Source organism: Streptomyces sp. NPDC051664, assembly GCF_044453545.1.
Classification (GTDB): Bacteria; Actinomycetota; Actinomycetes; order Streptomycetales; family Streptomycetaceae; genus Streptomyces.
The window spans coordinates 53,006-70,482 of the sequence record NZ_JBITCU010000027.1 but is presented as its reverse complement, the minus strand read 5'-3'; the positions used below and the strand labels follow the sequence as shown (position 1 = coordinate 70,482).

19 protein-coding genes and 1 pseudogene are annotated in these 17,477 nt (G+C 68.3%); 13 read left to right on the top strand and 7 right to left on the bottom strand.

The genetic code is table 11. The annotated features are described in order from the left end of the window. Window positions 1-91 precede the first annotated feature (91 nt). The 3 genes from ACIA8E_RS32850 (at window position 92) to ACIA8E_RS32840 (ending at window position 2,442) form a co-directional block, all read left to right on the top strand. The gene (locus ACIA8E_RS32850; protein WP_399303586.1) at window positions 92-436 is read left to right on the top strand and encodes a hypothetical protein; all 345 of its coding nucleotides are present in this window, start codon (window positions 92-94) and stop codon (window positions 434-436) included. A 311-nt stretch (window positions 437-747) separates the two neighbouring features. Beyond that, window positions 748-1,554: a hypothetical protein gene (locus ACIA8E_RS32845; protein WP_399303584.1), complete on the top strand. Its 807-nt coding sequence runs from the start codon at window positions 748-750 to the stop codon at window positions 1,552-1,554. 43 nt (window positions 1,555-1,597) lie between these two features. After that, window positions 1,598-2,442 (top strand): IS5 family transposase gene (locus ACIA8E_RS32840; RefSeq protein ID WP_399303582.1). Its coding sequence is split into 2 segments (ribosomal slippage): window positions 1,598-1,928 and window positions 1,928-2,442, totalling 846 coding nucleotides; the frame shifts between segments, so codons are not numbered across the junction. Between the two features lie 21 nt (window positions 2,443-2,463). Here the strand turns inward: ACIA8E_RS32840 and ACIA8E_RS32835 are convergent. Then, a pseudogene (locus tag ACIA8E_RS32835) lies at window positions 2,464-2,568 on the bottom strand (FAD-dependent monooxygenase); the annotation flags it as partial. 324 nt (window positions 2,569-2,892) lie between these two features. Beyond that, window positions 2,893-3,636: a DUF3626 domain-containing protein gene (locus ACIA8E_RS32830; RefSeq protein WP_399303640.1), complete on the bottom strand. Its 744-nt coding sequence runs from the start codon at window positions 3,634-3,636 to the stop codon at window positions 2,893-2,895. A gap of 141 nt (window positions 3,637-3,777) precedes the next feature. Between ACIA8E_RS32830 and ACIA8E_RS32825 the strand changes: the two genes are divergently transcribed. Further along, window positions 3,778-3,996, top strand: a complete 219-nt coding sequence (locus ACIA8E_RS32825; protein WP_399303580.1) for a hypothetical protein — start codon at window positions 3,778-3,780, stop codon at window positions 3,994-3,996. 19 nt (window positions 3,997-4,015) lie between these two features. On the opposite strand, the gene ACIA8E_RS32820 is transcribed toward ACIA8E_RS32825, so the two are convergent. After that, window positions 4,016-4,555 carry a GNAT family N-acetyltransferase gene (locus ACIA8E_RS32820; protein ID WP_399303578.1) on the bottom strand — a complete coding sequence of 180 codons (540 nt, stop codon included), beginning with the start codon at window positions 4,553-4,555 and terminating at the stop codon, window positions 4,016-4,018. Window positions 4,556-5,189: 634 nt separating this feature from the next. On the opposite strand from ACIA8E_RS32820, the gene ACIA8E_RS32815 reads away from it, so the two are divergent. Together ACIA8E_RS32815 and ACIA8E_RS32810 are read left to right on the top strand one after the other, a co-directional pair. Beyond that, the gene (locus ACIA8E_RS32815) at window positions 5,190-5,453 is read left to right on the top strand and encodes a hypothetical protein (RefSeq protein ID WP_399303576.1); all 264 of its coding nucleotides are present in this window, start codon (window positions 5,190-5,192) and stop codon (window positions 5,451-5,453) included. A gap of 2 nt (window positions 5,454-5,455) precedes the next feature. Beyond that, window positions 5,456-5,827, top strand: coding sequence for a hypothetical protein (locus ACIA8E_RS32810; protein ID WP_030922656.1), 372 nt, complete (start codon window positions 5,456-5,458; stop codon window positions 5,825-5,827). 217 nt (window positions 5,828-6,044) lie between these two features. Here ACIA8E_RS32810 and ACIA8E_RS32805 read toward each other — a convergent pair whose 3' ends face one another. Beyond that, the gene (locus tag ACIA8E_RS32805; protein WP_399303574.1) at window positions 6,045-6,758 is read right to left on the bottom strand and encodes an SDR family oxidoreductase; all 714 of its coding nucleotides are present in this window, start codon (window positions 6,756-6,758) and stop codon (window positions 6,045-6,047) included. Between the two features lie 438 nt (window positions 6,759-7,196). Between ACIA8E_RS32805 and ACIA8E_RS32800 the strand changes: the two genes are divergently transcribed. From ACIA8E_RS32800 to ACIA8E_RS32785, 4 genes are all read left to right on the top strand, one after another. Then, entirely contained in the window at window positions 7,197-7,958 is a 762-nt protein-coding gene (locus ACIA8E_RS32800) for a DeoR/GlpR family DNA-binding transcription regulator (RefSeq protein ID WP_399303638.1), read from the top strand. Next, complete coding sequence (pfkB, locus tag ACIA8E_RS32795) at window positions 7,955-8,902, top strand: 1-phosphofructokinase (RefSeq protein WP_399303572.1); 948 nt, start codon at window positions 7,955-7,957, stop codon at window positions 8,900-8,902. Before ACIA8E_RS32800 ends, pfkB begins: the two co-directional genes overlap by 4 nt. A gap of 84 nt (window positions 8,903-8,986) precedes the next feature. Further along, entirely contained in the window at window positions 8,987-10,996 is a 2,010-nt protein-coding gene (locus ACIA8E_RS32790; protein ID WP_399303570.1) for a fructose-specific PTS transporter subunit EIIC, read from the top strand. Window positions 10,997-11,046: 50 nt separating this feature from the next. Then, window positions 11,047-11,319 carry an HPr family phosphocarrier protein gene (locus ACIA8E_RS32785; RefSeq protein WP_399303568.1) on the top strand — a complete coding sequence of 91 codons (273 nt, stop codon included), beginning with the start codon at window positions 11,047-11,049 and terminating at the stop codon, window positions 11,317-11,319. A gap of 340 nt (window positions 11,320-11,659) precedes the next feature. Here ACIA8E_RS32785 and ACIA8E_RS32780 read toward each other — a convergent pair whose 3' ends face one another. Next, window positions 11,660-12,907, bottom strand: a complete 1,248-nt coding sequence (locus tag ACIA8E_RS32780; protein WP_399303566.1) for a hypothetical protein — start codon at window positions 12,905-12,907, stop codon at window positions 11,660-11,662. A gap of 168 nt (window positions 12,908-13,075) precedes the next feature. Between ACIA8E_RS32780 and ACIA8E_RS32775 the strand changes: the two genes are divergently transcribed. After that, window positions 13,076-13,222, top strand: coding sequence for a hypothetical protein (locus ACIA8E_RS32775; RefSeq protein ID WP_399303564.1), 147 nt, complete (start codon window positions 13,076-13,078; stop codon window positions 13,220-13,222). A 387-nt stretch (window positions 13,223-13,609) separates the two neighbouring features. On the opposite strand, the gene ACIA8E_RS32770 is transcribed toward ACIA8E_RS32775, so the two are convergent. Together ACIA8E_RS32770 and ACIA8E_RS32765 are read right to left on the bottom strand one after the other, a co-directional pair. Continuing rightward, window positions 13,610-14,431: a hypothetical protein gene (locus ACIA8E_RS32770; RefSeq protein ID WP_399303562.1), complete on the bottom strand. Its 822-nt coding sequence runs from the start codon at window positions 14,429-14,431 to the stop codon at window positions 13,610-13,612. Between the two features lie 216 nt (window positions 14,432-14,647). After that, complete coding sequence (locus ACIA8E_RS32765) at window positions 14,648-15,259, bottom strand: dihydrofolate reductase family protein (RefSeq protein ID WP_399303560.1); 612 nt, start codon at window positions 15,257-15,259, stop codon at window positions 14,648-14,650. A 578-nt stretch (window positions 15,260-15,837) separates the two neighbouring features. Here ACIA8E_RS32765 and ACIA8E_RS32760 point away from each other — a divergent pair. Continuing rightward, the gene (locus ACIA8E_RS32760) at window positions 15,838-16,662 is read left to right on the top strand and encodes a hypothetical protein (protein WP_399303558.1); all 825 of its coding nucleotides are present in this window, start codon (window positions 15,838-15,840) and stop codon (window positions 16,660-16,662) included. 163 nt (window positions 16,663-16,825) lie between these two features. Beyond that, window positions 16,826-17,437, top strand: a complete 612-nt coding sequence (locus ACIA8E_RS32755; protein WP_399303556.1) for a DinB family protein — start codon at window positions 16,826-16,828, stop codon at window positions 17,435-17,437. The last annotated feature ends 40 nt before the right edge of the window (window positions 17,438-17,477 follow it).

The window sequence follows — 17,477 nt, the reverse complement described above, 5'->3', positions numbered from 1 at the left end:
GTCCCGCCGTGAATGTCGAATGATCGCCGGGGCGATGCGGAGGGTGGGTCCCGGTGTGCATCAAAAATCGAACACATGATCTAATCAGGGTATGGAGCCCACCGCCTTCCCCCAGGACCTGGTGCAGGCCCAGCGAGACTGGATCCGCACCTATGAAGCCCTTGCGCATCCCGGCCTGCCCCACAACACCGCGCTGCGTCGGCGGCTCCTCGAGCTCTCGGCGCAGATCTGGTGGCATCCCTTCTTCACCGCCGGCGCCGGCCGCGCGCCGGCGGCTCGGGTGGAGCTGCGCCGCCTGGCCCGCGAGCGTGGGCAGCACACAGCGATGACGATGTGCACCTGGTCGTGCCACTGTGCGATCTCCCCGGCAACCGCGCACAACCATCCGAGGAGTCTGAGTGCCCTGGAAAAACCACCACAGATCCCGCGCTCATGAGGCCCGCGCGGCCCGGGCGAAGCAGTAGGGCAGTGGTCACAGGGGCGGGGGACTGGGTTGGGCCTGCAGGGCGTCCAGGTCGGCCGGGTCAGGACAGGGTGAGGCCGATGCCGATGCGCCTTCGGACCTGTCGAGCAGCAGTGGCCGTGTGCGGCTCCGGTGAGCTCTGCCAGTCGGATCGTCCCGGTCGGGGTGTGCAGTTCCATGTCCGGAGCGAACCGGCCGACCAGGGGACGTGCGTGGGGGTCGGCCATGTCGTAGCGGATGTCGGTGCCCGCGGTTAGGTCGGCGAGGTGCTGGACGGTGCTCGGGTGGCCGAGGAGTTCTGTGAACAACTCGCGCAGCGCGGTGACGTCGCTGCCTGGGGCGGTCAGCACGGCCTGTGCCTGGGCGTATATGACCATGCGGTGTGCGGCCTGTCGGCGCTAGGGCATGTCGTTTGGATCTTGCCTGCGGTGGAAAACGGAAGGTCTCTTCGCTTGAGGTCGTGGCAGAGTCTTCCCATGTCGAACGACGTTGCTTACCCCGTCTTCCGGACACCCGACCATGATCTGGCCCTGCGTGTGGCTCGCCGGATGGTGGCCTTCGGTGCCCAGCCTTACTCCGAGGTGTCGGTGGAGGCCGGGGTGCCTACCGTGGCCGAGGTGGGGCGGCTGCGTGACGCTCTGCCGGACTCGTGGTTCACGTGCTGGAACATGGACGCGCCTGTCGTTCCGCCGCCCGGCATCCCGGACCTGACCTGCTCGGCTCCCGCCCGTGAGCTTCCTGCCAACCTGGCTGACACACAAGCGTATCTTCCTTTGACCGTCTCGATGCTTGACCAGCCCCTAGGGAGCATCGAGGATCATTTCGCCGCGGTGATAGGCCCCCACCCGGCTGAGATCCACTGGTCCTCACTGTCTTGGCCCGAGGCGCCCGAGCGTGACTTGTATGGCGAGAGCAAGCACGCTGAGGTCACGCTCCTGCTGAACTGCGACTCTCGTGAACTCGACGCCCGTGCCGAGACGCACCTGGTGCTCGTCCACGTTCGGCGCCACAACGGCGATGGCTACCGCTTCGCGGAGTGGCTTGCCGAACAGATCGGACAGAAGGTCATCGGAGCCCCGCAGCACTCATGAGGCCAGCGAGTCTCCTTCTCGCCATCTGGTCGTTGCTCTATACATGTCGTTGACTGCTGCCCAGTGGGCTCGAATTGAGCCGTTGCTCCCGGACCGGACACCGAAACGAGGTGGCCGGTGGAGGGATCACCGTGAAGTGCTCGACGCGATCGCCTGGAAGTTCCAGACCGGGGCACAGTGGGCTCATTTGCCGGAGAAGTACGGGAACTGGCGAGGCGTCTACAACCGGTTGCGAATGTGGGCCATCGACGGCACGTGGGAGCGGGTATTCACTGCGCTGATCGCGCAGGCCGACGCCGAAGGCGGCCTCAACTGGGTTGTCTCGGTCGACTCCACCATCGTGCGCGCTCACCAGCACGCGGCAGGGGCACGCAAAAGGGGGCCCCAGCTGGCGAACCCGCAGACCACGCCATCGGCAGGTCCCGCGGCGGACTGACCACAAAAGTCCACCTGGCCTCCGATGGTGACTGCCGGCCACTGGCCTTCGTGCTCACCGGCGGACAGGCCGGCGACGCACCCGCCTTCACTCACGTCATGGCCAGTCTGCGCGTTCCGCGACGGCGAGGGCGGCCCCGCACCAGGCCGGACGTGGTCTTGGCCGATAAGGCGTACTCCTCGCGCGCGATCCGTGAGCTCCTGCGCAAACGCGGGATCCGGGCGGTCATCCCTGTCCCGGCCGATCAACGCGGCCACCGGCTGCGGCGCGGAAGCCGGGGCGGCAGACCACCAGCCTTCGACCGCGAGGCATACAAGCAGCGCAACACCGTCGAACGCTGCATCAACCGCTTGAAACAGTGGCGCGGCATTGCCACCCGCTACGACAAGACCGCAATCATCTACCTGGCCGGACTCCACATCGCGGGCATCTTCCTCTGGTCCGCCCGGTGATCCAAACGAAACGGCCTAGGTGTCGTAGCTGTCGAGCAGTTCGGGTGGGGCGCTGCCGCGAATCTCGGCGGCGAGTTTCCAGCCGAGGTTGATCGCGTCCTGCAGGCCGAGGCCGAGTCCGGGGTCCTCCATGCGCGCGTCGACAGCAATTCGGCCGCTGCGGAACAAGTGCTCTCCGTCGATACTGCTGAAGAGCAAGGGCAGTTGACTCGAATGCTTCGACGGCACCCCGGCCGACCTGCCAACTGCACGCCAGGCCGAGCCGTCCCGACTGCGCGCGGCTCTCACCTTCGTCAGACGGACGAACTGCCGGGGCACCTTGAACTTGGAGTCCCGGACGTCCCCGGGCCTTGCCGGTGGTCCTCCCCGACAATGAGTGGGCGGCGCCTGCCCAGGAGAGCTGGTCAAGCTACCTCGCGGCCCTGAGAGTTGCCGAATATCGCTTTGTCGTCAGATGCCGCCCCTGCCGAAGCGTGCCAGGCAGTGCCAAACCTTCTTGAGATCCTGGAGGGCGTACAGGCCCGTCCGAGCAGCGTCGCCGATGATCCTCGGATCAAGCCGGCCACCAACGGCGATCTCGGCACCGAGGTCAACGTATTCCTGTCCGCGATAGCTCGGATGGTGGCGCAGTTCATCCACGCCGAGCCGAAAACCTGGGTGCCACTCGATCGGGCAGGACAGGCGGCGAGCTGCGGATTCGACCCCTGTGCCGCGATAACTGGGATCCAACACCAGTGCCTCTACGTCACGGTCGAGCCGGACCGGACCGTGAATCTGTGCCTCGATATGACAGTCCAAGGCATCCACATCCTCGGCCTCAGCCAGCTCGACGAGCGAGCAGCGGGCGGCGACACCAAAGGCGGAAGGTTCGGTGGAGCTGTCGGGGTAGCAGAACGTGGCGCGCGCTAGAGCCTCAGCGGTGAGCCGGAAGTACGAGGAGCCGAACCGCGGCGCGCCACCGATCGGATCACGACGATAGTTCAACGCCCCGTACACGGGACGCTGGTCGGCCGTAGAACCGTCGTATGCGCCGGCGAAGATACGACTCTCCCAGCGCCACCGATCCCCGCCGGGATGAGCGGTCAGACCGCCGTTGCTCGTACCTGTCACGAACTGCGAGCGATAGACACCATCTTCTGCCATCTTGGCGAGGATGGGACGGTTCCCCGCTGCGCGATCGGGATGAAAGTGCATCGTCACCCGTAGGTCGTGAGCAAGTGGTTCTCCCCTGGCCGAAGCCGCGACATATCGCAGAGCTCTCTCCTGAAGCGATACAGCAGTGTCAGCGCGCATACGTGGAGTGTGCACGGACTGCAGGCGCCAACGCACCACAGTTTGAACGAACTCCGGCCCTTGCAGGCCTTCGTCGACCTCGGACTCTGCGCGGTGATCGTGGACCAGGTGTTCTTCAACGCCCACACCATTGAAATCGGCACTGTCTCGTTCCGACTCGCACAGACCAAGGGAAAGCCGCCGAACCTGACGGCAGACGACCAGCGAAGATCGACCAGGGCGGCCGGCGGGAGCGAGTTCCTGGCAGCCATGGGCCGCTGAGGACGGGTTACTGGCCCGGTCAATGCCGGGCTGGAAGACCGCCGCGGTCGATGGAGTACATGACCTGCTGTGCGTCCCATTCCACGAAACTGTCGATCATTCGCATGCCGACGGACTCAAGCAGCCGGCGTGAACGATCGTTGGCCTTCTGGGTGACCGCCACCACCTCAGGTTGCTCGGACGTAACCGTGTCCAGGGCCCAAGACAGTGCAGCGACGACTGCCTCGCGGCCATATCCGCAGCCCCAGTGTTCAGGCAGCAGTTGATACGACACCTCTGTCCGCTCGTCCCAGCGCGAGCGTGGATCGACCGACACCAAGCCGACCACGGACATGTCCGTGGTCAGGACCACGCTGAACGCGCCGAGGAGTCCTATGCATGCCTGCTCGCGGGCACGAAGTGCTTGCCCCGCCACAGGCCCACCGAGATACCGGCGCACCTCGCCATCTGTCCAGAGGCGCGATATGGCGGCGACGTCAGCTCGTTCGATCGGGCGCAGAAGTAGCCGGTCCGTGGACAGCGAAACAGGCCAGAGGTCGGCTCTCGGAGACGAAGACATGCAACCGATCCTGCCAGCCCAAGATCCATAGCAAGGTAGATCGCTTCACATCACTGCGACCGACAGCCCCCGCCTGCAACGTCGACGACCACCTGCGCCCCCGCCTGGACGAAGACAAGTGTCGGCACACCAGCCGGCGACCGCCGGTATTCGTGCGGGCGCCGGCCATGCCCCGTACGGGGCATGGCCGGATGGTCTTTGCGGACGAAAGATCCGCAGCCCCCTGCGCTGTGTCGGGCGAGTTGGAGGCTGTGCGTCCGCCGCCGTGGCGAAGCTCGGCCCGTGCGTCGCCCGGTCCGGTTGCCGAAGTCGAAGAGGGCATCACGCGTCACGCCGTACTCCCGCGCGTGGTCAGACTGCGCGCGGACGGCTGACCGGGGCAAGCCGACGTCGGCAGATCGTTGAGTGGCCGGCTGCACCCCTTTCGCTCGTGTGCCTGCCATCCAGGTGTGCTGGTGGGGCGCTGACCATGTGGATTGGGCAGCACGGCGGGCGTACGGGCGGTGGCTGCAGCCCTGCGGCGATCCTGGGCGGCGCTGCTCGGCGCGCCCGTCCTCGAATCCGGGCCCCGGGCAGCCTTCGCTGTTTTCCTGAACATCTCGCGCTTCTGCTACCACCCTGCTACCTTGATCGTATGAGCAGCCCGAAGAAGCAGACACAGCTGCGGCTGGAGCCGGGCGTGCTCGCCGCCGGCAAGGATGCCGCGGCCGCACGTGGACTGGATTTCAACCGTTACGTGGAGCGCCTCATCGCCGAGGACACCAGTGGCGCCCGTGCGGCCGGCATGGCCGCGGCCCAACGCCTCATCGACCACCACGGCGACTTCCTCGCCGACCTGGAAGCCGACCTCGACGCGCAGTACGCCCCCGCCCCGAACGCCCGGGGCGCCGCTGCGTGAGCATGTCCCTGCATGTCGACCTGTCCTGGATCCTGGAAGTCGCCGAACGAGCCGGCCATCGCGATCCTGCACCCGACGATCTCGGCGTCCCGATTGCTGCCGTCTCCCGCCACCGCGCTGAACTGCTCGAACAGCCGGTGTACGGAGGGCCCTATGCCCGCGCCGCCGCACTGGTTCACACCCTCGGCTGCTGCCGCTGGCTGGAGCGATCCAACCTCACCGTCGCCTGCACCGTAGCCGTGATGTACCTGAACGCCAGCGGGATACCTGTCGACCCCACGCGCGAGCAGCTCGCCGGCCTGGCCCGCGAGCTGTACGACCCCCGCTGCACCGCCGGCCGCATCGCCGAACTGCTGCGCACCTGGCGCCCGTAGCTCCGCGCCCGTACGCCGACAGTGCACCGGAAGGCGAGGGCATCCGCTACCTCGGCTACAGCGTCCGGCCGGAGCAGGCCGAATGCTGTAGCGATGCCGCTGCAGCCCCGGTGCGCGTGGTCTTTCCCGCGCCCCGTACACCGACACGACCTGCGACCTGCGGGGCCCGGGCCACTGGTGCGAGCCTGGACCCCGCAGCGTGACAAGACCGGTCTGCTCACACGAGCGGTTGTCCTCCGTCGACCGCCAGACTGACGCCCGTCATGAAGGTGTTGGTCATGGCGAAGACCACCGCCTGGGCGATGTCCTCGACTGTGCCGATACGTCGCACGGGGTTGGTTGCGGACTTCTTCTCGAGGAACGCATCCTTCTTCGCGCCCAGCCCGTCCCACGCCCCGGTGTCGATGGTTCCTGGTGAGATCGCATTCACCCGCAGCGGGGCGAGTTCCACGGCCAGCGAACGGGTCACCACGTTCACCGAGCCGTTGGTCGCCGCCACCGCGAGAAACCCGGGATCCGGCTCGAGAGCCGCCACCCCGGAAAACAGCACGAACGACCCTGTCCTCGGCATCTTCGGTGCGAAGTGCTTGGCCAGCATGATCGGGCCCACGACCTTCGTGTGGAAGGACAACAGGATCGCCTCCGGGCTCAGTTCCCCGACAGCGCCGCGGGCCCTGGCCGATACCGTGGACACCACGTGATCGACGGTGCTCACCTGGTGGGCCAGGGCGGCGATCGAGGTTTCGTCCGTGACGTCGACACTCTTCACGGAGACGGTTGTGTTCTTGTAGGCGGTCTCGAGTGCCTCCCGGTTACGACCCGCGGCGACCACATGTGCGCCTTCGGCCATCGCCGCGTCGACGATCGCCCGTGCGATGCCGCTTCCACGCCCGACAACAAGGACCGTCTCACCTTGCAAAGAACCTGCCACTGTCTGCTCCTTCGATTGCTCCGCACGACACTAGAGCTCTCGTAGGTCATACGCGGAGATTCAGGACATAAGAGCCCCGAGGGCTCAAACATCAATGTACGAATGGCCGCCGACGGGCAGGCCTGTCTGGCATGGTCGGGCGCCCCTCCCGTGGTGTTCGGCGACTACCGGCACGCTGGGGCGTCGCGCCGCGGGCCCGCCTGGCGGTCGTCCTCAGCTTCTTCGCCGATCGAGAGGCGTGGCCTACCGAAAGGAGAGGCTGTCCTGGATCGGTGTCGATGGTGTGTTCTCCTTCGGGCCTGGGTGCTCGTATCGCACCCAGGGCTGCCTCCTGTCCGTTCGTGCCCGCATGTGCCCGAATCTGTTTACATCGTCGAACTATCGGCGTAACGTGACCGCGAATCCACACAGTCGGGCATGGAACGGATCCAAAACAACATGTATGCACCGGAGCGGCAGCAAGCAATCCTCCGCCTCGCCCGCGAGAGCGGCCGGGTCGATGTGCTGTCCCTGGCCGAGGAGTTCCAGGTCACTGCCGAGACCGTGCGGCGTGATCTGAAGACGCTGGATCGGGCCGGACTGCTCCGGCGCGTGCATGGCGGTGCGATTCCGGCCGGGCGGCTCGACTTCGAGCCCGATCTCGCCGAGCGGGATGCGGTGGCCATCGATGAGAAGGAGCGCATCGCGGCCGCCGCGCTCGGTGAGCTCCCCACCGACGGCAGCGTGATCATCGACGCGGGGAGCACGGCCGTCCGGCTGGCGGCGGTGATCCCGCTCGACGCCCACCTCACCGTGGTCACCCATGCGTTGCCGGTCGCCGCCCGGCTCGCCGACCACCCTGGCATCGCCCTGCACCTCGTCGGCGGCCGTGTGCGGCACCGTACCCGCGCCGCCGTCGACGCCTGGGCGTTGAACGCCTACAGCGAGATCAACGCGGATGTCGCCTTCCTCGCCACCAACGGCTTCTCACCGAAGGGCGGCCTGACCACGCCGGACCTGGCCGAGGCCGCCGTCAAGCGCGCCATGATCTCTGCCGCCCGGCGGGTCGTGCTCCTGGCCGACTCCGCCAAGTTCGGCCAGGAACACTTCGCGCGCTTCGGTGATCTCGCGCAGGTCGATCTGCTCATCACCGACACCGGACTCGGCTCGGACGACGTCCTCGCCGTCGAGGGCCAGGGCACGGAAGTGGTACGCGCATGATCCTCACCGTCACCCCCAATCCCAGCCTGGACCGTACGTACGAGTTGCCCGGGCTGACCCGCGGTGCCGTGCTGCGGGCCACCTACGACCGAGTCGACCCCGGCGGCAAAGGCATCAACGTCTCGCGCGCGGTTGCGGCAGCCGGCCACCGTACGATCGCTGTCGCACCGCTCGGCGGGCCTGAGGGCGCACTGCTCGCCCGGCTGCTCGGCGAGCACGGCATCGAGGCGGCCGGAGTGCCGATCGTCGGCAGCACGCGTGTCAACGTCACGCTCGTCGAACCCGATGGAACGCTGACCAAGGTCAACGCGGTAGGCCCGGAGATCACTGGGGCCGAGGCAGAGGCCCTGCTGGATGCCGTACGTACCCGGTCGGAGACCACGGACTGGATCGTCTGCTGTGGCAGTCTGCCGCGCGGGCTGTCCCCGCAGTGGTACGCCGAGTTGGTGGCGCGGAGCCACCGTGCCGGGGCCCGGATCGCCCTTGACACCTCCGGCGCAGCGCTGATAGCGGCGCTGCGGGAGCGCCCCGATGTGATCAAGCCGAACGCGGAGGAGCTCGCCGGGGCCGTCGGTCGCCCCCTGGACACGGTGGGCGACGCCGTGAAGGCGGCGGAGGAGCTCCGCGAGCGCGGTGCCCGGTCCGTTCTGGCCAGCCTCGGGGCCGACGGACAGCTGCTGGTCGACGGTACGGGTACGTACTTCGGCAGCGCCCGGGTGGACGCAGTCCGCAGCAATGTCGGAGCCGGCGACGCCTCCCTGGCGGGCTTCCTCACCGCGGGTGGACGAGGCCCGGCTGCGCTCGCCGCGGCGGTCGCCCACGGCGCGGCGGCCGTGCAGCTGCCGGGCAGCGTCATGCCGACACCCGCGGAACTCGACCTGTCGGCGGTCACCACGACCACCGACATCGCCCTGGACCGCCCCCTGACGGAGCCGGCCTCATGACTGCCGTGCATCCGCTACCCAGCCCGCACCGCCCCGAGTCCCCCGAGCCGCCCGCAGGACGGTCCACGAGCAAGGAGCCCCGCGATGAGTGAACTGATCACCGCGGCACTGGTCGATCTCGATCTGTCTGCCGAGACGAAGTACGACGCCGCCCGGTCGCTCGCCGAGCGGATGGTCACCGAGGGCCGCGTCAGCGACCTCGACGGCTTCCTCGCCGACGTCGCGGCCCGTGAGGCACAGATGCCGACCGGTCTGGACGGCGGCATCGGCATCCCGCACTGCCGCAGCGAGCATGTCACCGCGCCCACGCTCGCCTTCGGCCGCAGCGACCGGGGCATCGACTTCGGTGCGGCGGACGGTCCCGCGGATCTGATCTTCCTGATAGCGGCGCCGGCCGGGTCCGACGACGACCACCTCACCATCCTTTCTGCCCTGGCACGACGGCTGATGGACCCCGACTTCACGAGCGCACTGCGCGCGGAGCGCACCCCGGACGCGGCCGCGGCCCTGATCCGCGGCGAGGAGGCCACGTCGGCCGGCTCCACTTCGGACGCCTCGCCTTCGGAGGGTGCAGCAGTGGACGGCCCTGCCGCGGACAGCGCCGCACCCGCCGACGAACCCTTCCGGATCGTCGCCGTCACGTCATGTCCGACGGGCATCGCACACACCTACATGGCCGCCGAGTCGCTGGCAGCCGCGGCCCGCGCCGAAGGCGTGGTGCTCGACGTCGAGACGCAGGGCTCAGCCGGGTTCGAAAGGCTCGATCCAGGGCTCATCGCCGCTGCCGACGCGGTCATCTGGGCGCATGACGTCGAGGTGCGCGAGAAGGCACGGTTCGACGGCAAGCCCATCGTCGACACCGGGGTCAAGGCAGGTATCAACCGACCCGCCGCTCTGATCGCCGAAGCCAAGCGGCAGGCGGAGCGCGGCGCTACCAGCACGGTCGCGGGTGGCTCCGCTCAGCAGGACGACGGAGTCACGACCGGCGGTGACCGCGCGCACTTCGGGATCCGGTTGCGGACCTACCTGATGTCCGGCGTCAGTTACATGGTGCCGTTCGTCGCCGCGGGCGGCCTCCTCATCGCGCTGTCGTTCGCCATCGGCGGCTACGAAATCGCCAGTGCCAAATCCGTCGCGGACCACTTCGTCTGGGGGGAAGCCGACAGTTGGGCCGCTCTGCTCAACCAGATCGGCACCGCCGCATTCGCCTTCCTGGTGCCGGTACTGGCCGGGTACATCGCGTACGGCATGGCGGACCGTCCCGCGCTCGTCCCCGGGTTCGTCGGCGGTGCCATCGCTCTCACCATCAACGCGGGCTTCCTCGGAGGCCTCGCGGCGGGTCTGCTGGCCGGTGCGGTGGTGATGGCGATCCAACGGGTGAAAGTCCATCCCACGCTGCGCGGCATCATGCCGGTGCTGGTGATTCCCCTGATCGCCTCGGTGGTTGTCGGTTTCCTGATGTTCATCGTTGTCGGCAAGCCGATCGCCTCGCTCCAACGGGCCCTGACCGACGGCCTCAACGGGCTCTCCGGCTCGAACGCGATCATTCTCGGCATCGTCCTAGGCCTGATGATGTGCTTCGACATGGGCGGGCCGCTCAACAAGGTGGCTTACGCCTTCGCAGTCGGCGGCCTGGCCGCCCCGACGCCCGGCGGCCTCAAGGTGATGGCCGCAGTCATGGCAGCCGGCATGGTGCCGCCGCTGGCCATGGCACTCGCAACCACCGTGCGCGGCAGGCTGTTCACGAAGACCGAGCGGGAGAACGGCAGGGCTGCCTGGGTCCTGGGCGCATCCTTCATCAGCGAGGGCGCGATCCCGTTCGCGGCGGCCGACCCTCTCCGGGTGATCCCGTCGGTGATGGCAGGCGGCGCGGTGACCGGTGCCCTGTCGATGGCCTTCGGCTGCACACTGCGCGCCCCGCACGGTGGCATCTTCGTCGTACCACTCATCGGCGATCCGTTCCTCTACCTGCTGGCCATAGCCGCCGGCACGGCCGTCGCGACCGCGCTGGTTGTCCTCCTCAAGGGGATGCGCAGGACCGCGGAGGCGCCGGCCCCGGCGATCGAAGAGCCCAAGATCTCGGTCGCCGCCTGACGGCCTGCTACGTAACTCCGTTCCCCCACTACCAAACAGGAGAGTTCACCATGCATCAGCGCACTGTCGCCGTGGGTTCCCGCAGCGGTCTGCACGCCCGCCCGGCCTCATTGCTCGTCCGGGCAGCGACTCGGCAGCAGGTCAAGGTGACTATCAGCCGGGACGGTCAGAGCGGGGTCGACGCCCGGAGTCTCCTCTCTGTGCTCGCCCTCGCGGCCCAGTACGGCGACTCAGTGGTACTGGCCGCGGAGGGCGACGGCGCGGAAGCCGCGGTCGAGGAGCTGGCCGCACTTCTCGCCCGCGACCTTGATGCCACGCCGTAACGTCAGTGGCCCCCGCCGTCCACCGAGCGCGCAACGGCCTCGGGGACGGCGGGCGTTGTGCCGGCGCCGGCCACCCGACGCCGTCCGCTGCGGCAGCCGTGAAACGGCGGACGAGTTCGGCGGCCAGGCTCGTCTTGCCGATGCCGCCGATGGCGTGCAGCAGGACCCGCGGCGGGGTGCCGGCCAGCTGCCGCCGGGTCCTTCTGCGGCCGGCGAAGTCGTGCCGTCCGCGGACCGTGCCGTGGACCGCGACTGCCTGCGTGGCAGGTTCGCCCAAGGAGGCGCCGGGCGCTTCGAGGGGTCGACGCTCGGCGGGATGCCCCCATGGGAAATCAGAGGTTCAGCCGCCGCGCTTCAGGCGTACGACGACGGGCGCGCCGAAAGGGTCGCCGGACTGGTTGACCTGGACGTGTCCGGCGCCCAGCCACTCGTCGGTGCCGGGCACCCGATGGATCTCCTTCAGCCACAGCGACTGGTTCGACCCCTTACGGGCACCTGTTGACACGGGCAGACGGTGACGCTTGATCTTCATGCACCGGCCGTCATCGGTCAGGTACCAATTGCCGTCGAGGAACAGGCCCTCGTCGTCCTGGCCCACCGGGGTCCGCAGAGCGCACCCGCCGGGCGCGCGCTCCTGCTCGACCCACTGGGAGCCGTCCCAGCGCAGCCGGATGGACTCGTCCGCGGGTTCGTTATCGACCTCGCCGTGGTTGAAGGTGTTGTTGCCGTACGCGCGCACCTCACCGCTGTCGAGCGCGAAGACCTGGCCCAGACCGGCGCTGGGCTCCGGCGGGATCGGCTCCTCGAAGCGGGCCTGTGGCGTCTCCACCGACTTCCAGGAGGTGCCGTCCCAGTGCATCGAGACGGGCTGGCTGTACGGCTCGCCGTAGCTCAGCTCGGTGCCCGGCCCGGTCGATCGGCTGCCGACCGCCCAGACATCGTCCGGTCCCACCATCGCGAGGTCGGAGGCGCCGTACGGCAGCCGGGTCGTGGTCCAGCGGGTGCCGTCCCAGTGCTCGGCGGTCTGCTCGCCGTTGAGGGCCCAGATGTCGTCCGGGCCCGCGGCCTCGAAGTCCCCGACAGGGCCCGGCGGGGGGTTCGGCACTGCGGACCAGAGGGTGCCGTCCCACCTCGCCCACGGGGTCACGCCGGTGCCCTTTTTGAAGGTCTGCGGTCGCAGCCACAGGGCTTCCTCGCCGACCTCTTCGAGCGTGGGCGGGTAGTCGGTGGTGCCGAGAGCTTCGGGAAGGGGCTCGCGCTTCCACTGCGTACCGTCGTAGTGCAGCAGGTGGGCGTTGGACGCGCCGTTGTTCTCGGTTCCGACCGCCCAGATGTCGTCCGCGGCAAGGACGGCGAGGTCGGTGAGTTCTCCGCTGAAGTCCGCGATGTGCTCGAACTCCCAAGTGAGGGTGCTCGAAGGGGCCTTCGGCGGGGATTCCTTGCCGCCGGGGTCTGCCGTGTCGGCGGAGCCGGTGGTCCGGGAGCCGGTCGACTCGGAGTCCGTGCCGCACCCGGCAGCCGTGAGCACAACGGCCAGTACGGCGACGGCCACTATGCCCCTCTGCCTGATTTCCGTAGCTCTGCCCATGGTCGCACCCCTTGTTGCTCCTCGTCGGAGCGGTTCTCAGCGACGGGCAGCGTACCCGGTCAGCTGGTGTCGCGTGCTGCGGCGGGGGAGGGCGGAGTCGCTGAGGCGGCACTCGTGCACTGTGCGCCAGACGTCGTCGACGCCCTGCCCGTAGGGGGCGAGGGTCGCATGCGCGGGCCAGCGGCCACAACCCCGGGCCGTGCCGTCGGACAGGACTTCCTCGTAGCTTCCTGCATCGACGGCACCGCCACCCGCAACAGCAGTACGCCCATCATCAATGTCGACCCGCGCCCCGCCGCATACGGCCGCACCTGAGCGACGACGTCCAGCTCGCCCTCGACCAGCTCCTCGCTCGGCTCGCCGACGTCCCGACTCCAGCTGGGCCGACGCCTCAGATCAGCGTTTCCGCTGCTGCGGCGCTGCTACCGATCGATGTTCTCCATGCCCGCCCCCGAAGGTGTTCAGATCGTGAGTCATGCTGAGGCCATGGATACGTGCCCGTCCTGCGGTGGTGAACTGATCGATCGAACCCGCAGCAGCGGAGCTGTCCGTGCTGTCCACGGCAGGCGATGAGGGAAGGAACGGGACCCCGAAGCGCATTACGTGCTGGCACCCAGCGCTCCGGCCCCAGTCAACGCCTGCGAAGTGCGGGTCTGGATACAGGAACGAAGGCTGAGCCCCGGCGTGAAGTCACCCACCCGCTCAGGCGAGGCAGTTGCGGGGGAAGAACGCCCAGGCGATGCCGCCCGCCAGGCGTTGGCCGTTCCACTTCGCCATCACCCACTGGCGGCTCTTGGCAACATAGCGCACGTCGATCTGCTGGCCGGGCGGCACGGTGCCGAGCGGGTGTGCGGGCACCGCCGCGCCGGAGCCGTAGGCCGCGGCGGCGCCGATGTTGCCATAGACGGTGCAGGAGGTGATGGAGGTGGTGACCTTCAGGCCGCCGCCCTTGTTCTCGCTCCATACGCCCCACGGACTACACAGCGCATCGGCGGCCGTGTCCGTGCAGAACACGTTCTCGGAATGCCACCAGTTCAGCTGGTCGGGGCTGCTGTCGGCATTGCTGGAGCCGCTGACGTTCGGGCCACCGGCGCAGCTGCCGGACGTGAAGCCGCCGTGCTCGAAGGCGAATTTGCTGGTGCCGTATGCGTATGCGCAGCCATCGAAGCTGCCGCCCGCATAGCCCCAGGGCCAGCGGTCGATGCCCTCGGTGTTGCCGGCGGTGGCGTCGCCGGTGTCGCGGATGTCCATGTGGTCGGGGCCGGGCTTGACGCTGCCGTCGGCGAAGGCGAAGTCCTGGCCGAACAGGTAGCCGACCATCGGGCCGTTGGCCTTGTAGCTCAGCAGCACCCACCCGGGGCCCATTCCGGTCTGGGCGTGGCCGTCCTCGGCGGCACTCTGGATCCGGTTGACGCCGTAGCCCCAGGCCTCGGCAGGATGGGGGGTCAGCGCCATCAGCAGCCCGGCGAGGGCGGCGGCGATCGCGGCGATGAGCGCCGGGCGGTGGGCAGAGTGGGGGTGCATGCACACTCCTGGTGTCGATGGGCCCACTCGGGCGGCAGGCCGACGCGAAGAGAGGTTCCCAGGTCATGGACACGCCAACAAGACCGCGTGCGTGCCCGCGGCCTGGGACCGCCGCGTTCTGCGGAGCGTGTACATGGGCTCAACCGTGATCGCCAGTCGAGGTACGGGAGTTCGACCGGCGATCACTTCCGTCGATGCCGATCCGGCACCAGGGGGCTACGCGTCGGCCCCGTAGGTCGCGTACTCCGGAAGCCCCGTCGATTCGAAGGTGTGCACCGAGAGGCCGCCCGGCGTCGTCCGATGGCTGACGAGCCGCAGGCCGGCCGGTGTTCCGCCGTCCGGGAACAGGCGTCGGCCCTGGCCCACCACGACCGGGGCGATCACGAGCCGCAAGGTGTCGATCAGCCCGACGGCCAGCAGGGACTGGGCCAGCTGGGCGCTGCCGTGGATCTGCAGTTCCCGGCCGGGTTGCCGCTTCAGCTCGGCGACCTGGGCGAGGATGTCGTCGGACAGGATCGTGGTCGGGGTCCACTCCGCCTTGGTCAGGCTGTGAGAGGCCACGTACTTCGGCAGTCCGTTCAAGATGCCGGCGAAAGGATGGTCGGTCATCTTCGGCCAGTCCCGCGCGAAGTTCTGGTAAGTACGGCGGCCGAACAGAAATGCGTCCGCCTCGCCAAGCCAGGTGCCGACGAGCCGTTCGAACTCCTCGTCCAGGTGCGGCACGAACCAGCCACCCCGCGTGAACCCGTCGCTGGTGTCCTCGTCCGGGGACCCCGGCCCCTGGGAGATACCGTCGAGCGTCAGGAACTCCTGTACAACCAGCTTCATCGCGCACCACTCTCTCTTCGACCACTTCGACCACTTCGACCACTTCGACCGCGAGGCCGATTCAGCCGCTTCTGCGGGGAGACGCGACCGTCTCCACTCCTTGGACGCCGTGGCGCGCAGAGACTCATCGGTCCGAACGCTGATGACCGTGGCGGCCTGCGCGAGCCCGCGCGGCTCCGTAAACAGACTTGCAGGTCGGATGACGGGCGAGGAGCGCATAGGGCGTGCCCTTCAGCCAGACGAGGGATGCGGGCCGGTGGGCGCAGGTGCGCAGGAACGCCACTGTCGTGCCAGGACCTGGGGCCGGATCGGCCAGACCCCCGTCATCCGAGTGCGAGGGCGTGGCTTCGGAGGCGTGTCGACGGCTGACTGGCTGGCACCGGACTCATCCTGGACGGCTGACTGGTGCGGGTCCCGAGAGAATCACGCAGGCGACGATTCCGCCCCGACCTGCAGAGCAGCACCACCTGGCCGGCCGGGCATCTAGACTCCGCGTCGGGGCCGTCAGTCGGCGGTAGTGGTCCTCAGCAGGCCAGACGCCCTCGGCGCCCGCCGGACAGGGGCGATACCTTGCCGCCATGTGTATCTCGACAGGTGAGGCCGCGTTCTCCGGCACGATCGTGTACTGCGGGCGTCAGCACCACCGCGTGCACGGCCTTGTCCACGTCCTGGGCTACCAGAACACGGCCGTCAACCTGGCGGACGGCCCGAACGCCATGCTGCTGCACCTTCCCACCAGGCAGCTCACACCCCGGCACTTCCTCTCCGCCGGGCGCGCCGGCGACATCCTGCACCGCATGGTCGCGGCCGCGGAACACGTCGCCGCCCCAGCCGACGGCATCGCGTGGATGAGCGCGGAACCGCGGCCCGTCCAGGTCTTCGACCACGACGTCTACACGGTGCTCTTGGCAGACGACCCCACCGCGGTCCCCGCCGCGCTGTGGCAGGTGCCGCCGCACCGGCGCCCCGACCTCGACCCGGATCTCCTGCACTTCTACGCCGACCACTTCCCCGACCACACCATCGCCGTGTGCTGCTTCGACAACGCCGACGCGCAACGCGCCAAGCCCTTGCTGCTGTGGTACCCGCCCCTCGACCCCGACCAGTTGACCGTGCCGGCCCTGGACAGCCACACCGGTACGGCGCCGGACCTCGACGCCACCGTGCCCGTGGACCACTGGGTCCTGTTCTCCACCGACCAAGCCCCCTCCGACTGGGGCGCACCCGTCGTGTACCCCGGGGACATGCGCCACCGCCTGCGCACCTTCCTCCCCACCGCCGTCGTCGGCCGGCACTACGGCCGCGGGCAGACTCTGCCCAACGGAGACTTCACCATCAGTCACCGCGACCTGCTCACCGGCGACCTCGACCGCATCGAGCGCCTGCAACCGACCCGCCGCTGAAAGATCAGGACGGGCGGGAGGTGGCACGTCAACCGAACCCGACAGCACCCAATCAAGTTCAGTAACCCTACGAGTTCGTAACAAGATCTTGTAGGGGTGGCCCGTTGGGCGGGTGAGGGGTTCCGGCACCGGTCCGTCGCCCGTGATGGCAGAGTCGTCTCGCATGATCGATAATTTCGCGAAAGAGTACCTGCACAGCGATCTGCGAGAGATGCGCGAGGCGGTCCTCTGGAAGCTCGATGGGCTCGTTGAGTACGCCATCCGACGCCCCCTGACCTCGACTGGAACCAATCTTCTCGGCCTGGTCAAGCACTTGTCGATCTGGGAGTCCAGGTACTTCGGCGAGGTCTTCGGCCGACCGTTCCCCGAACCTCTGCCCCGGTGGGACAACACCGGAGAACGTGGCGCCGACATGTGGGCGACCGAACAGGAGACGAGGAATGAGATCACTGACCGCTACCGTCGTGTGTGGGAGCACTCAGACGCGACCATCACCGCCCTCGCCATCGACTCCCTCGGCTACGTGCCCTGGTGGCCACGCCCCAACGTGAAGCTGTTCAACATCCTGGTCCACGTGCTCACCGAGACCAGCCGGCACGCCGGGCACGCCGACATCCTGCGCGAACAGCTCGACAACTCGACAGGGACGACAGCCGCATACGCGACTCAGCAGCACGACGCAGCCTTCTGGGATGCCCACCGAGCGAAGATCGAGCGAGCTGCCAAAGCAGCCGTCGCCAAGCCGGATCACGCTAGTTCTACCAAGAGCTCGTAGCACGGGGCTCTGTAGAGCTCGTGACACGATCACGATCCGG

What these genes read in the sequence shown, in the direction of transcription:
- ACIA8E_RS32800 (WP_399303638.1), top strand. Translation starts at nt 7,197, where the DNA reads ATGTATGCACCGGAGCGGCAGCAAGCAATCCTCCGCCTCGCCCGCGAG.
- ACIA8E_RS32770 (WP_399303562.1), bottom strand. Translation starts at nt 14,431, where the DNA reads ATGCACCCCCACTCTGCCCACCGCCCGGCGCTCATCGCCGCGATCGCC.
- ACIA8E_RS32760 (WP_399303558.1), top strand. Translation starts at nt 15,838, where the DNA reads ATGTGTATCTCGACAGGTGAGGCCGCGTTCTCCGGCACGATCGTGTAC.
- ACIA8E_RS32785 (WP_399303568.1), top strand. Translation starts at nt 11,047, where the DNA reads ATGCATCAGCGCACTGTCGCCGTGGGTTCCCGCAGCGGTCTGCACGCC.
- ACIA8E_RS32830 (WP_399303640.1), bottom strand. Translation starts at nt 3,636, where the DNA reads ATGCACTTTCATCCCGATCGCGCAGCGGGGAACCGTCCCATCCTCGCC.
- ACIA8E_RS32850 (WP_399303586.1), top strand. Translation starts at nt 92, where the DNA reads ATGGAGCCCACCGCCTTCCCCCAGGACCTGGTGCAGGCCCAGCGAGAC.
- ACIA8E_RS32815 (WP_399303576.1), top strand. Translation starts at nt 5,190, where the DNA reads ATGAGCAGCCCGAAGAAGCAGACACAGCTGCGGCTGGAGCCGGGCGTG.
- ACIA8E_RS32755 (WP_399303556.1), top strand. Translation starts at nt 16,826, where the DNA reads ATGATCGATAATTTCGCGAAAGAGTACCTGCACAGCGATCTGCGAGAG.
- ACIA8E_RS32820 (WP_399303578.1), bottom strand. Translation starts at nt 4,555, where the DNA reads ATGTCTTCGTCTCCGAGAGCCGACCTCTGGCCTGTTTCGCTGTCCACG.
- pfkB (WP_399303572.1), top strand. Translation starts at nt 7,955, where the DNA reads ATGATCCTCACCGTCACCCCCAATCCCAGCCTGGACCGTACGTACGAG.
- ACIA8E_RS32765 (WP_399303560.1), bottom strand. Translation starts at nt 15,259, where the DNA reads ATGAAGCTGGTTGTACAGGAGTTCCTGACGCTCGACGGTATCTCCCAG.
- ACIA8E_RS32780 (WP_399303566.1), bottom strand. Translation starts at nt 12,907, where the DNA reads ATGGGCAGAGCTACGGAAATCAGGCAGAGGGGCATAGTGGCCGTCGCC.
- ACIA8E_RS32790 (WP_399303570.1), top strand. Translation starts at nt 8,987, where the DNA reads ATGAGTGAACTGATCACCGCGGCACTGGTCGATCTCGATCTGTCTGCC.
- ACIA8E_RS32810 (WP_030922656.1), top strand. Translation starts at nt 5,456, where the DNA reads ATGTCCCTGCATGTCGACCTGTCCTGGATCCTGGAAGTCGCCGAACGA.
- ACIA8E_RS32775 (WP_399303564.1), top strand. Translation starts at nt 13,076, where the DNA reads ATGCGCGGGCCAGCGGCCACAACCCCGGGCCGTGCCGTCGGACAGGAC.